This is a genomic window from Lentzea xerophila (assembly GCF_051094245.1).
GTDB lineage: Bacteria > Actinomycetota > Actinomycetes > Mycobacteriales > Pseudonocardiaceae > Lentzea > Lentzea xerophila.
Map to the genome: position 1 here is coordinate 8,108,387 of NZ_CP194934.1, position 11,898 is coordinate 8,120,284.

General features: G+C 69.2%; 11 protein-coding genes and 1 tRNA gene. 9 read left to right on the forward strand and 3 right to left on the reverse strand.

Going from position 1 to position 11,898, the window contains the following annotated elements; all coding sequences use genetic code 11:
* Positions 1–32 precede the first annotated feature (32 nt).
* Together ACRSBM_RS38860 and ACRSBM_RS38865 are read left to right on the forward strand one after the other, a co-directional pair.
* Complete coding sequence (locus tag ACRSBM_RS38860; protein WP_434451711.1) at positions 33–1,025, forward strand: ArsA-related P-loop ATPase; 993 nt, start codon at positions 33–35, stop codon at positions 1,023–1,025.
* Positions 1,022–2,146 carry an ArsA family ATPase gene (locus tag ACRSBM_RS38865; RefSeq protein ID WP_434451712.1) on the forward strand — a complete coding sequence of 375 codons (1,125 nt, stop codon included), beginning with the start codon at positions 1,022–1,024 and terminating at the stop codon, positions 2,144–2,146. Before ACRSBM_RS38860 ends, ACRSBM_RS38865 begins: the two co-directional genes overlap by 4 nt.
* A 3-nt stretch (positions 2,147–2,149) precedes the next feature.
* Here ACRSBM_RS38865 and ACRSBM_RS38870 read toward each other — a convergent pair whose 3' ends face one another.
* Positions 2,150–2,440 carry a WhiB family transcriptional regulator gene (locus ACRSBM_RS38870; protein ID WP_434451713.1) on the reverse strand — a complete coding sequence of 97 codons (291 nt, stop codon included), beginning with the start codon at positions 2,438–2,440 and terminating at the stop codon, positions 2,150–2,152.
* Between the two features lie 238 nt (positions 2,441–2,678).
* On the opposite strand from ACRSBM_RS38870, the gene ACRSBM_RS38875 reads away from it, so the two are divergent.
* Positions 2,679–5,150, forward strand: a complete 2,472-nt coding sequence (locus tag ACRSBM_RS38875; RefSeq protein ID WP_434451714.1) for a penicillin-binding protein — start codon at positions 2,679–2,681, stop codon at positions 5,148–5,150.
* On the opposite strand, the gene ACRSBM_RS38880 is transcribed toward ACRSBM_RS38875, so the two are convergent.
* A complete protein-coding gene (locus ACRSBM_RS38880) occupies positions 5,147–5,803 on the reverse strand; it encodes a GntR family transcriptional regulator (RefSeq protein WP_434451715.1) in 657 nt (218 codons plus the stop codon). The genes ACRSBM_RS38875 and ACRSBM_RS38880 overlap by 4 nt on opposite strands.
* A gap of 52 nt (positions 5,804–5,855) precedes the next feature.
* On the opposite strand from ACRSBM_RS38880, the gene ACRSBM_RS38885 reads away from it, so the two are divergent.
* Positions 5,856–6,572, forward strand: a complete 717-nt coding sequence (locus ACRSBM_RS38885; protein ID WP_434451716.1) for an HAD-IA family hydrolase — start codon at positions 5,856–5,858, stop codon at positions 6,570–6,572.
* A gap of 42 nt (positions 6,573–6,614) precedes the next feature.
* On the opposite strand, the gene ACRSBM_RS38890 is transcribed toward ACRSBM_RS38885, so the two are convergent.
* Positions 6,615–7,085, reverse strand: a complete 471-nt coding sequence (locus ACRSBM_RS38890) for a GatB/YqeY domain-containing protein (protein WP_434451717.1) — start codon at positions 7,083–7,085, stop codon at positions 6,615–6,617.
* Positions 7,086–7,153: 68 nt separating this feature from the next.
* Between ACRSBM_RS38890 and ACRSBM_RS38895 the strand changes: the two genes are divergently transcribed.
* From ACRSBM_RS38895 to ACRSBM_RS38915, 5 genes are all read left to right on the forward strand, one after another.
* Positions 7,154–8,107: a metallophosphoesterase gene (locus ACRSBM_RS38895; RefSeq protein WP_434451718.1), complete on the forward strand. Its 954-nt coding sequence runs from the start codon at positions 7,154–7,156 to the stop codon at positions 8,105–8,107.
* Between the two features lie 19 nt (positions 8,108–8,126).
* Positions 8,127–8,200 (forward strand) — tRNA-Pro (locus tag ACRSBM_RS38900).
* 455 nt (positions 8,201–8,655) lie between these two features.
* Positions 8,656–8,883: a hypothetical protein gene (locus ACRSBM_RS38905; RefSeq protein WP_434451719.1), complete on the forward strand. Its 228-nt coding sequence runs from the start codon at positions 8,656–8,658 to the stop codon at positions 8,881–8,883.
* Positions 8,884–8,928: 45 nt separating this feature from the next.
* Positions 8,929–10,740, forward strand: coding sequence for a prolyl oligopeptidase family serine peptidase (locus ACRSBM_RS38910; RefSeq protein ID WP_434451720.1), 1,812 nt, complete (start codon positions 8,929–8,931; stop codon positions 10,738–10,740).
* Between the two features lie 196 nt (positions 10,741–10,936).
* Complete coding sequence (locus ACRSBM_RS38915) at positions 10,937–11,887, forward strand: hypothetical protein (RefSeq protein WP_434451721.1); 951 nt, start codon at positions 10,937–10,939, stop codon at positions 11,885–11,887.
* The last annotated feature ends 11 nt before the right edge of the window (positions 11,888–11,898 follow it).

Below are 11,898 nucleotides of genomic sequence, written 5' to 3' on the forward strand. Positions count from 1 at the left end.
CCTCCGGCCGATTTCACACCTAGTCTGGACGTGTGACGTCGTGGACCGAGGAGCTGACCCGAGCCCGCCTGCACGTGGTCTCCGGCAAGGGCGGCACCGGCAAGACCACGGTCGCGGCGGCGCTGGCGCTCGCGCTGGCCACCGGCGGCCGCCGGGTGCTGCTGATCGAGGTCGAGGGCAGGCAGGGCATCGCCCAGCTGTTCGACCGGGCCCCGCTGCCCTACGCCGAGGAGCGGATCGCGGCCGCGCCCGGCGGAGGTGAGGTGCACGCGCTCGCCGTCGACGCCGAAGCCGCGCTGCTCGAGTACCTGGCGATGTTCTACAACCTCGGTTTCGCGGGCCGCACGCTGCGCAAGATGGGCGCCATCGAGTTCGCGACCACGCTCGCGCCCGGCCTGCGGGACGTGCTGCTGACCGGCAAGGTCAAGGAGTGCGTCAACCGGACCGGCGCGGACGGCCGCCACCTCTACGACGCGGTCGTGCTCGACGCGCCGCCGACCGGGCGGGTGGTCAAGTTCCTCGACGTCACCAAGGCCATGGCCGACCTCGCCAAGGTGGGGCCGATCAAGGGCCAGAGCGACGGCGTCGTGCGGCTGCTGCACTCCGGTGACACCGCGGTGCACCTGGTGGCGCTGCTGGAGGAGATGCCGGTGCGCGAGACCCTGGACGCGGTCGCCGAACTCGACGGCGCCGACCTGCGGCCGGGTGCGGTGCTGGTGAACCGGGTGCACGCGGAACGCCTGCCGGCCCGGTCGATCCCGGTCGCCGCCGAGGGCAGGGTCGACGAGTCGCGGGTGCGCGCCGGGCTCACGGCCGCCGGGCTCGACCTCGACGAGTTCACGCTCGAGGGCCTGGTCGACGAGACGGTGGAGCACGCCATCCGGGTGCAGTCGCAACAGGAGGCGAAGGAGCTGCTCGGCGAGTCGGACCTGCCGACGGTCGAGCTGCCCGAACTGACGGACGGGGTGGACGTGGCCGCGCTGTACGAGCTGGCCGAGGTGCTGGTCGCGGCGGGTGTGCGGTGACCAGGCTCGAGTTCGACCCGTTGCTGGACGACCTGGACACCCGCGTGCTGGTGTGCTGCGGGTCCGGCGGCGTGGGCAAGACGACGACGGCGGCGGCGCTGGCGTTGCGCGCGGCCGAACGCGGCAGGCGCGTGGTCGTGCTGACGATCGACCCGGCCCGGCGCCTCGCGCAGTCGCTGGGCCTGCGCGAACTGGACAACCACCCGCGCGAGGTCGTCGTCGACGGCTTCGAGCCCAAGGGCGAGCTGTTCGCGATGATGCTCGACATGCGTCGCACGTTCGACGACATGGTGCTGACCCACGCGGGCCGCGACCGGGCCGACCAGATCCTGTCGAACCCCTTCTACCAGACCATTTCCTCGTCGTTCTCCGGCACGCAGGAGTACATGGCGATGGAGAAGCTGGGCCAGCTGGTGGCGCAGGACGAGTGGGACCTGATCATCGTCGACACCCCGCCGAGCCGGTCCGCGCTCGACTTCCTGGACGCTCCGCAGCGGCTCTCGACGGTGCTCGACGGCAGGTTCATCCGGATGCTCTCGGCGCCGGCACGGGCGAGCGGCCGCGGCCTGCTCAAGATCGTCGGAACCGGTTTCAGCCTTTTCACGCGGGCCGTGTCGACGATCGTCGGTGGCCAGCTGTTGCAGGACGCTTCAACCTTTGTTCAGGCTTTCGACAGCATGTTCGGCGGATTCCGCGAACGTGCCCAGCGCACGTACGAACTGTTGCGCTCACCCGGAACCGGTTTCGTGGTCGTCGCGGCGGCGGAACCCGACGCGTTGCGTGAGGCCAGCTATTTCGTGGAGCGGCTCAGCGCCGAGAAGATGCCGTTGTGCGGGCTGGTCGCGAACAGGACCCATCCCGTGCTCGCGGCGGACCTGCCGGCGGCGAACGCGCTCGCCGCGGCGGACGACCTCGACCGTTCCGGTGAGGCTCCGCTCGCCGCGGCGGTGCTGCGGCTGCATGCGGACCGGGTGGCAGTCGCCGATCGTGAGAAGCGACTGCTCGCCCGGTTCACACGTGCTCACCCCGGTGTCGCGCTGGTCGGCGTGCCCGCATTGCCTGCTGACGTGCACGACCTCGACGGCCTACGGGAGATGGGCCGCCGGCTCGCCGGGGAGTGAGTCCTAGCCGACCCTCGTGTCCTCGACGTGCTCCTGACGAGCGTTGTCGAGCAACTCGAACCACGAGTCGACGTCCGGACGGCGGCGCAGCAAAGCACGGCGTTCGCGCTCGGTCATGCCTCCCCAGACCCCGAACTCGATCTTGTTGTCCAGCGCTTCGGCCAGGCATTCCATGCGCACCGGGCAACCCAGGCACACGAGCTTCGCCTTGCGCTGCTCCGCACCTCGGACGAAGAGCTGGTCCGGCTCTTCGTCACGGCACGAAGCGTTGATACGCCAATCCCCCTGGTTCATATCCCCCACTCCTCAGTGCTGTCCAAATGTTGGAAATCCGCCACACCCCTGCCACGGATGCCGTAGCGTTCGAGCCACGGCTGCTTTCCTTGGACGTTGACGGACTGTAGTGCCGTTCGGTTCCACGTCCAACCCTGGGTCACCCGACTGTTACCTGTCTTGCGTATCTCTACTCATGCTGAGTAACGGCACTTACTGATCACCTTCACCCGTTCGTGTACGGCGTACGCTGACCTGCGTGCGAGTCAGGAATGGCGTGCTCAAGATGCTCGGCCTGTGCCTGCTGGCTGGGGTTCTCCTCGCCGGCATGCTGTTCCCAGTCGTGGGCGCGACGGGCCTCGTGTCCAACCGCGCGAGCGACACCGTGGACAGCATCTCGGCCGACCTCGTGACCACCGACCCCCCGCTGATCACGACGGTCACCGACAAGGACGGCGCGCCCATCGCGTACCTGTTCGACCAGTACAGAGTCCTGACACCACCGGAGAAGATCTCGCCGACCATGAAGGCGGCGCTGATCTCGGTCGAGGACCGCCGGTTCTACGAGCACCAGGGCGTGGACTGGAAGGGCACCATCCGCGCCGGCCTGACGAACCAGGTCAGCGGCGCCGTGACGCAGGGCGCGTCCACGCTGACCCAGCAGTACGTCAAGAACTACCTGGTCCACGTCGTGGCGCGGAACAACAAGCTGGAGCAGGCCAAGGCCCAGGAGCAGACCATCGCGCGCAAGATGCGCGAGGCCCGGATCTCGCTGCAGCTCGAGCGCAAGCTCGGCAAGGAGGAGATCCTCGCCCGGTACCTCAACGTCGTTCCTTTTGGTTCAACCATTTACGGCATCGCCGCGGCGGCACAGGCGTACTTCAACACGACGCCGGACAAGTTGACGGTTCCGCAGTCCGCGATGCTCGCCGGAATGGTGAACAGTCCGTCAGCACTCGACCCCGAGGCGTATCCGGACAAGGCTTTGGACCGGCGCAACAAAGTGATCGACAGGATGGTCGAGAACGACAAGCTGTCGCACGACGCGGGTGAGGCGGCGAAGAAGGAAGGGCTGGGTCTCGCGACTCCGGTCCGCACACCGCCGAACGGTTGTGTGGGCGCCGGTCCGGAAAACGGTTTCTTCTGCTCGTACGTCGTGAACTACTTGCAGCGCGCGGGTTTCAGTGAAGAGCAGCTGCGTACCGGTGGCTACACGATTCAGACCACTTTGGACAGAGCAGCCACCCAGCAGGCGAAGGCGGCGGCCGAGGCGGGCATCCCCAAGACCACCGAGGGCATCGCGAACACGATGGCGATCGTGAAGCCCGGCAAGGAGCGCCACGACGTGCTGGCACTGGTCGCGAACCGCGACTACGGACTCAAGGCCGACCTGCGCCAGACGACGTACGACCTGCCCAGCGGCGTGGAGAACAAGTTCGGCGCCGGCTCGGTCTACAAGGTCTTCACGGCCGCGGCGGCGCTGGAGAAGGGCCTCGGCATCGAGAACGTCATCCAGACGCCGACCTCGCACACCTCGCGGGTCTTCAAGGGTGGCGCCCAGCGCTGCCCGAGCACCGGGGAACCGGGCACGCGCTGGTACTGCCTGTCGAACTACGACTCGAACTACCCGTCGTCGATGACGCTGCAGCAGGCCCTCGCGACCTCGCCGAACACCGGCTTCGTGATCCTCGAGGAACAGACCGGCATGGACGCGGTGGTCGACATGGCGTCGCGGCTCGGCATGCGCGAGACGATGGCGACGAACCTGCAGGGCACGCGGCCGGACCCGAAGGCCAAGGACAAGCAGAACCGCATCTCGCAGACCGAGTTCTACAAGCAGAACGGCGGCAACGCGTCGTTCACCCTGTCCCCGGCGCCGGTGTCCACTCTGGAGCTGGCGAACGTCGCCGCGACCATCATGAGCGGCGGCAAGTGGTGCCCGCCGACCCCGATCGCGAAGGTGCTGGACCGCAACGGCAAGTCCGTCCCGGTCAACGAGGCGCCGTGCGAGCAGGTGGTCGCCGAGGGCCTCGCGAACGGCCTCGCCGTCGGCATGAGCAAGGACGACGTGGGCAACGGCACCGCCGCGGGGGCCGCCCGCAACGCGAAGTGGACCCGTCCGATGATCGGCAAGACGGGCACCACCGAGGAGTACAAGTCGGCGGCGTTCATCGGCGCGACCCCGGACTTCGCGGGCGCGGTGCAGACGTTCAACGACGGCACCAACCCGCGCCCGATCTGCGTGACCGGCACACCCCGGTTGTGCGGCAACGGCAACATCTTCGGCGGCACGGTCCCGGCCAAGACGTGGTTCGAGACGATGACGAAGCTGCACGCGAACCTACCGGTGTCGCAGCTTCCGCAGGTCGAACAGCGGTACCTGAAGGGTGGCCGCGAGATCCAGGTGCCCGACGTCGTGGGCAGGCAGGCGAACGACGCCGTGCGGATCCTGGAGCAGGCCGGCTACCGGTCGAGCCAGCAGACGATGAACTCCGACCAGCCGAAGGGGACGGTCGTCAGCCAGTCGCCGCGCGGCAACGCGTTGCGCGGCACGGTGATCGCGCTGTCGGTGAGCTCGGGGTACGTGCCGCCGCCGGTGGCACCGGAACCGACGAACCAGCCACCCACGAACGAGCCGCCGCCACCGGGCAATCCCGGCGATCCTGGCAATCCCGGCAACGGCAACAGGCCACCGATCACGCTGCCGACCGACCCCAGACCGACCCGTTAGCGGCCGGCCAGCATCTCCTTGAGGCGCCCGACGCTCGCGTCGACGTGGGCGCGGATCTCGGCGGCCGCCCGGTCGCGGTCGCCGAGGCGGATGGCGTCGAGGATGGCCGCGTGCTCCGCGATGACCTCGTCCGGCGTCTCGGACCTGGTGAGGACCGTGAGGTAGAAGCGCAGCTCCTTGGTCAACGCGGCGTAGAACTCGTCGAGCCTCGTGCTGTCGAGCAGCGCCACGATCGCCTGGTGGAACGCGAGATCGCGGTCGACGATCGCGCGGACGTCGCCGGTCCGCGCGGCTTCCCGCAGCCTGTCGAACGCCTCGGTGATCGCCTGGAGCTGCTCCGGCCGTGGCGTGCGGGCCAGTGCGGCGGTCTCCAGGCGTTCGCGGGCGGTGTAGAGCGCCTCGATCTTCTCCGGCGTGGGCGCGATGACGACGGCGCCGCGGTTGACCTCGTAGCGGACCAGGCCGGTCAGCTCCAGGATCCGCACGGCCTCGCGGATGGTGTTGCGCGCGACGCCCAGCTCGGCCGCGATCGCGCTCTCCCTGAGCCTGTCACCAGGGCCGAAGGCGCCGGCCATGATCCGTTCGGACAGTCCGTCGGCCAGCTGCTGGGCCGTGGTGGTGCGGCGCACTTCGAGGCCGTCGAGGGCTGCCATGTGGCCAGTTTAACGGGTTGCCCTACAGTTGAACTGTACTACAGTTCGCGTCATGGACCTGACGAAGTTCCAGGCACTCAGCTTCGACTGCTACGGCACGCTGATCGACTGGGAGACCGGTATCGCCGCGGTGCTCGCGCCGTGGGCACGGTCGGAGGGGCTCGAGCTCTCCGACGAGGAGTTGCTCCTCGCCTACGCGGACCAGGAGGCGGCCGTGGCGGCGCAGACGCCGGCCGCGTTGTACCCGGACGTGCTGGCGGCCGCGTTCCGCCGCACGGGCGAGGTGCTCGGGCGGCCGGTGAGCGACGAGTGGGCTCGGCGGCTGGGCTCGTCGGTGCCGGACTGGCCGGCGTTCCCCGACTCCGCGGACGCGCTGGCGCGCCTCGCCTCCCACTACCGGCTGATCATCCTGTCCAACGTGCACCGCGACGGGTTCGCGGGCAGCAACCGGCAGCTGCGCGGGGACTTCGCGGCGATCATCACCGCGGAGGACGTCGGCGCGTACAAGCCCGCCGAGAACCACTTCCGGGCGCTGGACACGACACTCGGTTCGCTGGGCATCGAGCGTTCGGGGCTGCTGCACGTGGCGCAGAGCCTGTTCCACGACCACGTCCCGGCCAAGCGGGAGGGGCTGCCGTCGGTGTGGATCAACCGGCGGCGCGACCGGCCGGGGTGGGGCGCGACGCCCCAGCCGTCCGGCGACTACAGCTACGACCTGGAGTTCGGGTCGATGGGCGAGTTCGCGGACGCGGTCGACAGGGCGTTCTGAACTGGGGTGCCGCAGCGGTTTCGGCCGCTGCGGCACGTGGCACTAGCTGGTGAGCCTGGACTTCACCGCGGCCGCGACACGGCCACCCTCGGCGCGTCCGGCGACCTCGGCGTTGACGGCCTTCATGACCTGGCCCATCTGCTTCGGTCCCGGCGTCTCACCGAGCTGCGCGGCGACGGCCTCGACGGCCTTGTCCACAATGGACGCGAGCGCGGAGTCGTCGAGCTGCGCGGGCAAATAGGCCTCCAGCACCGCGAGCTCCTGGCGCTCCAGCTCGGCCTTCTCGGCCCGACCGGCACCGTCGAAGGCCTCGGCGGCCTCCTTGCGCTTCTTCGCCTCCCGCGTGAGGACCTTCACGACCTCGTCGTCGGAGAGCTCACGGGCCTGCTTGCCCGAGACCTCCTCGTTCGTGACAGCGGTGAGCGCCATCCGCAGCGCACCCGCCGTGACCGTCTCCCGGGCCTTCATGGCCGCAGTCAGGTCGTTCTGCAGCCGCGTCTTCAACTCCGCCATGGCGCAGAACGGTACCGCCCGCGGGATGCCGCGCCGATCGAGTTAACCGTCTTCCGTACCCTTGACACGTGAACAAGCTCGGCCGAGCCCTCCTTGCCACGACCGCCGTCGGTGCCGCGACGATCGCGTACGCCGCGGGAATCGAGAGAAGGCACTGGACCCTGCGCACCGCCACGGTGCCCGTCCTGTCCCCCGGTGCCAAGCCGATCCGCGTGTTGCACATCTCAGACCTGCACATGACGCCGAACCAGGTGTCGAAGCAGCGCTGGGTCGCCTCCCTGGCCGACCTGAACCCGGACTTCGTCGTGAACACGGGCGACAACCTCGCGCACAAGGACGCCGTCCCCGGCGTGCTGCGCGCGCTCAACCCGTTGCTCGACAAGCCAGGCGTGTTCGTGTTCGGCAGCAACGACTACTACGCGCCCAGGCTCAAGAACCCGGTGCGCTACCTGCTGCCGTCCTCCAAGACCAAGCGCATCCACGGCGTGACGCTGCCGTGGCGCGACCTCCGCGCGGGCATGATCGAGCGCGGCTGGGAGGACCTCACCCATCTGCGCAAGACGATCACCGTCGCCGGCCAGGACATCTTCTGCGCGGGCCTCGACGACCCGCACCTCAAGCGCGACCGTTACGCCGACATCGCCGGCACCCCGGACCCGTCCGCCGCCCTGCGCCTGGGCGTCACGCACTCCCCGGAGCCGCGCGTGCTGGACCCGTTCGCCGCCGACGGCTACGACTTCGTGATGGCCGGACATACCCACGGCGGACAGTTGCGGGTGCCGTTCTACGGCGCTTTGGTGACGAACTGCGAACTGGACCGTTCGCGTGCCCGCGGTGTCTCGCGGTGGGGTTCGCACATGTGGATGAACGTTTCGGCGGGGATGGGCACTTCGCCGTACGCGCCGGTGCGGTTCTGCTGCCCTCCGGAGGCGTCCCTGCTGACCCTGGTTCCGCGGCCCGTCACGCCTGGTCAGGGCCGTAATGAGGGGGTCCGATTCGGTGCTGGGGCGGACATGATGTAGAGTTCTACTCGTTCCCAGCCGGGGTGTGGCGCAGCTTGGTAGCGCGCTTCGTTCGGGACGAAGAGGTCGCAGGTTCAAATCCTGTCACCCCGATTGAAACAAACAGATCAGCCTCTGTTCGCAGAAATGCGGACAGGGGCTGATCTGTTTTTCATCGCGATTGCGAGAGAAACCGCCGGACAACGAACTCCCGAATCATTTCCCACCGCGGCGCTCAGAGGTAGCGAACGCCGGTCAACTCCTCCGCCGCCGCCCAGAGCCGCCTGCCGATGGCCGGGTTGGTCGCGTCCCGGTTGAACTTCGCCTCGACCACCCGGCCGCGCGTCTCGAACAGGCCGGCCGGGCCGAAGAAGGTGCCGCCCGGGAGGCCGGGCTCGGGCGCGGCGCGAAGCTGCGGCAGGGTCCCGGCCCGGACTATTCCAAACGAATACGCAAAGTTAACCCGTTCAGGGGAAATTGACGGTTCAACTCACGTTGCGTAACGGCCGGCTTGATCCAATCGACGTAGGCGGTGGTTCGGCACTCGGTGACAATTCGGGAGAAGTCGCATGAACTCCGCCTCCGCCGTCAGGCCTGCTCATCGGTCGTGGCTCATCGTCGCGGCCCAGACCGTCGTGTTCCTGCAACTGCTGGCCATCGCCTACCTGCTGACCTCGGCCTGGGTCACGGCCGCCGTCGCGGCCGGGGTCGCGGTGGCCGTCCTCGCGGTGAGGGTGCTCTCGCGGGCGTCCCGCAAGGTCGACGAGATCTTCGAAGAGGAACTGCGCCGGCAATAGGCTCCGCAGGTCACCTGATGCGGCGTCTGACTCTAGTGTTGAGACGTGACGACGCATCCCTCTCCCAACGTTCCGGACCGGCTCTTCGAGGACCCGGCCGCCGAGACCCGGTGGCGCGAGCGGTTCACCGCTCCCCGGATGAGCCTGCCCGGCTGGGCCGACGACGCACCGGACCGGACCCTGTACGTCTCCAACGCGAGTGGCGTGTGGGAGATCTACTCCTGGGACCGCGCGACCGACGAGCACCGCAAGGTCACCGACCGCCCGAACGGCACGTCGCACGCCACGCTGAACCCGGACGGCACCGAGATCTGGTGGTTCGACGACCACGACGGCGACGAGTTCGGCGTCTGGGTGCGCGAGCCGTTCCACGCGGACGGCAGCAAGCCAGAGCCCGCGGTCGCGGACGTGACGCCGGGTTACCCGGCCGGTCTGGAGATCGGCCGCACCGTCACGGCGGTGGCCGCCTCGACCGACGACGGCACCACGGTGTGGCTGGCGCGCAACGGGACGAGCGAGGTGCTCTACCAGCACGTCAACGACGCCGGCGTGACCGCGCTGGCCAAGGACGAGTCGCTCGTCGTGATCGCGCACTCCGAGCACGGCGACAACCGGCACATGGCCCTGCGCGCGCTCAACGCCGAGAACGGCGAGACGGTCGCCGAGAAGTGGGACGGCAAGGGCAAGGGCCTCGACGCCATCTCGTTCAGCCCGGTGCGCGGCGACCAGCGGCTGCTGGTGCTGCACGAGCGCCGCGGCCGTGAGGAGCTGCTGATCTGGGACGTCGCCGCCGACACCGAGCAGGAGATCGTCGTCGACCTGCCGGGCGAGGTCGCCGCCGACTGGTACCCGGACGCGTCCGCGTTGCTGATCGTGCACACCCACCACGCCCGCAACACCGTGCACCGCTACGACCTCGCGACCGGCGAGCTGTCCACTCTGGACACCGCGCCCGGCGTGATCGGCTCCGCGGGCGTCCGGCCGGACGGCACCGTCGAGTACTCGTGGTCGTCCGCCGAGAAGTCCACGGTGATCCGCGCGCTGGCCACCGACGGCACCGAGAGCGTGCTCGTCGAGCCGCAGGGTGCCAAGCCCGCGACCTCGGCGAAGCTCGAGGACGTGTTCGTCGGCGACGTGCACGCGCTGGTCTCGAAGCCGGAGGGCGAAGGCCCGTTCCCCACGGTCTTCCTGATCCACGGCGGCCCGCACTCCTCCGACGAGGACCGCTTCTCCGCGTACCGCGCGGTGTGGCTGGACGCCGGGTTCGCCACCGTGCACGTGAACTACCGCGGTTCCAGCGGCTACGGCTCGAAGTGGCGTGACGCCATCGAGGGCCGGCCGGGCATCACGGAGCTCGAGGACATCGCCGCCGTGCACGACTGGGCGGTCGAGTCCGGGCTCACGGACCCGGCGAAGTCCGTCCTCAACGGAGCTTCGTGGGGCGGTTACCTGACCCTGCTCGGCGTCGGCACCCAGCCGGAACGCTGGTCCGTCGGCATCGCGGGCGTCCCGGTCGCGGACTACTTCGCCGCGTACGAGGACGAGATGGAACCGCTGCGGGCGTTCGACCGCGCGCTGTTCGGCGGTTCACCGGAGGAGCTGCCGGAGCTGTACAAGGAGTGCTCGCCGCTCACGTACGTCGACCAGGTCACCGCGCCGGTGCTGATCCTCGCGGGCGAGAACGACCCGCGCTGCCCGATCCGGCAGATCGACAACTACCTCGACGCGCTCGCCGCCCGTGGGCACACCTACGAGATGTACCGCTACGACGCGGGCCACGGCTCGTTGGTCGTCGCGGAGACGATGCGGCAGACGGCGGCCGAGGTGGACTTCGCGCGGCGCCACCTTCCCATCTGATTCCGGGCGGAAGTAACCTGGGTGACGGCGCTGCCGAGCGCCTCACCTCCTGATCGGTCACCCACGCTGACCGGCGTCGCGGAGGCAAAGGGGACTCCTGTCCTCCCGGCGCCGGTCAGTCGTGTGCACGAATGCGGCCCGGACGAGCGGAGCAGGGCGTGGGGAACGGCTCGCGCGCGTCCGCGAAAGGCACGCCATGACCGAGCAGAAGTCGTTCAAGCGCCTGGTTCGCGCCCGGATGGAGCGAACCGGCGAGTCCTACACCACCGCGCGCAGGCACGTGCTCAAGGATCCTCGGCCTGCTGGGCAGATGCACGATTCCTGGCTGTTGCGGGAGATGCTCGACGACGAGTGGTCCGAGGCGATGCTCGCCGGGCTCGCGGGCGGCATCGGGTTCATGTACTTCGTGTTCGAGTACAAGGGACACACGCCCACGATGACGATCGTGGCGCGGCACCACCCCGCGCCGTTCATCCCCACCGCGCTCCAGCACGCCAACATCGCGCACGAGGTCACGTCCACGACGTCCGCTCGCAAGGCCGAGGCCAGGCTCCGAGCCGCGGACGGGCCGGTGATCTGCCTGCTGGGCAAGGAGAAGCACCCGGTCGGGGTGCTCGGGGTCGACGGGGACGCGGTCACGGTGCACAACCGCGGCACGCACGTCCAGGCGCTCGACGAGTTCATGGCGAGCTGGGGACAGGGCAAGCACGAGATGATCACCATCGGCGAGCGGACGGGCGAGCCGGACGTCGCGGCAGCCGTGCGGATGACGTGCGAGCACCTCACGGGGCCGGTGCTCGGAAACAACTTCGACGTGAACTTCGGGTTCTCGGGGATGCGCAAGCTCGCGGAACAGCTGCGCGACAAGGGGAAGAACGGCTGGGCGCAGCGCTGGGCCGGCGATCCGGGGTTCGTGAGGCAACGGCTGCACGACTGTCTGGAGGCCGAGTACACGGCACCGGGCGCCACCCGGCCGCTCTACGCCGAGTTCCTCGCCGAGAACGACCTCCCGGGCGCCGAGGAGTTCAGGGCGGCGGGCCGGCTCTGGTCCGAGATCGCCAGGGGCGGCGACTACGACGAACTGGCCGGGAAAGTGGATGAGGCCCGCTCCGTCGAGGAGCGGGCCGTCCGTCAGCTGATGTTCTAGTGGTGTGGCTC

Coding starts and splice junctions, on each gene's coding strand:
- ACRSBM_RS38870 (WP_434451713.1), bottom strand. CDS start 2,440: ATGAACCAGGGGGATTGGCGTATCAACGCTTCGTGCCGTGACGAAGAG.
- ACRSBM_RS38880 (WP_434451715.1), bottom strand. CDS start 5,803: ATGGCAGCCCTCGACGGCCTCGAAGTGCGCCGCACCACCACGGCCCAG.
- ACRSBM_RS38885 (WP_434451716.1), top strand. CDS start 5,856: ATGGACCTGACGAAGTTCCAGGCACTCAGCTTCGACTGCTACGGCACG.
- ACRSBM_RS38890 (WP_434451717.1), bottom strand. CDS start 7,085: ATGGCGGAGTTGAAGACGCGGCTGCAGAACGACCTGACTGCGGCCATG.
- ACRSBM_RS38905 (WP_434451719.1), top strand. CDS start 8,656: ATGAACTCCGCCTCCGCCGTCAGGCCTGCTCATCGGTCGTGGCTCATC.
- ACRSBM_RS38915 (WP_434451721.1), top strand. CDS start 10,937: ATGACCGAGCAGAAGTCGTTCAAGCGCCTGGTTCGCGCCCGGATGGAG.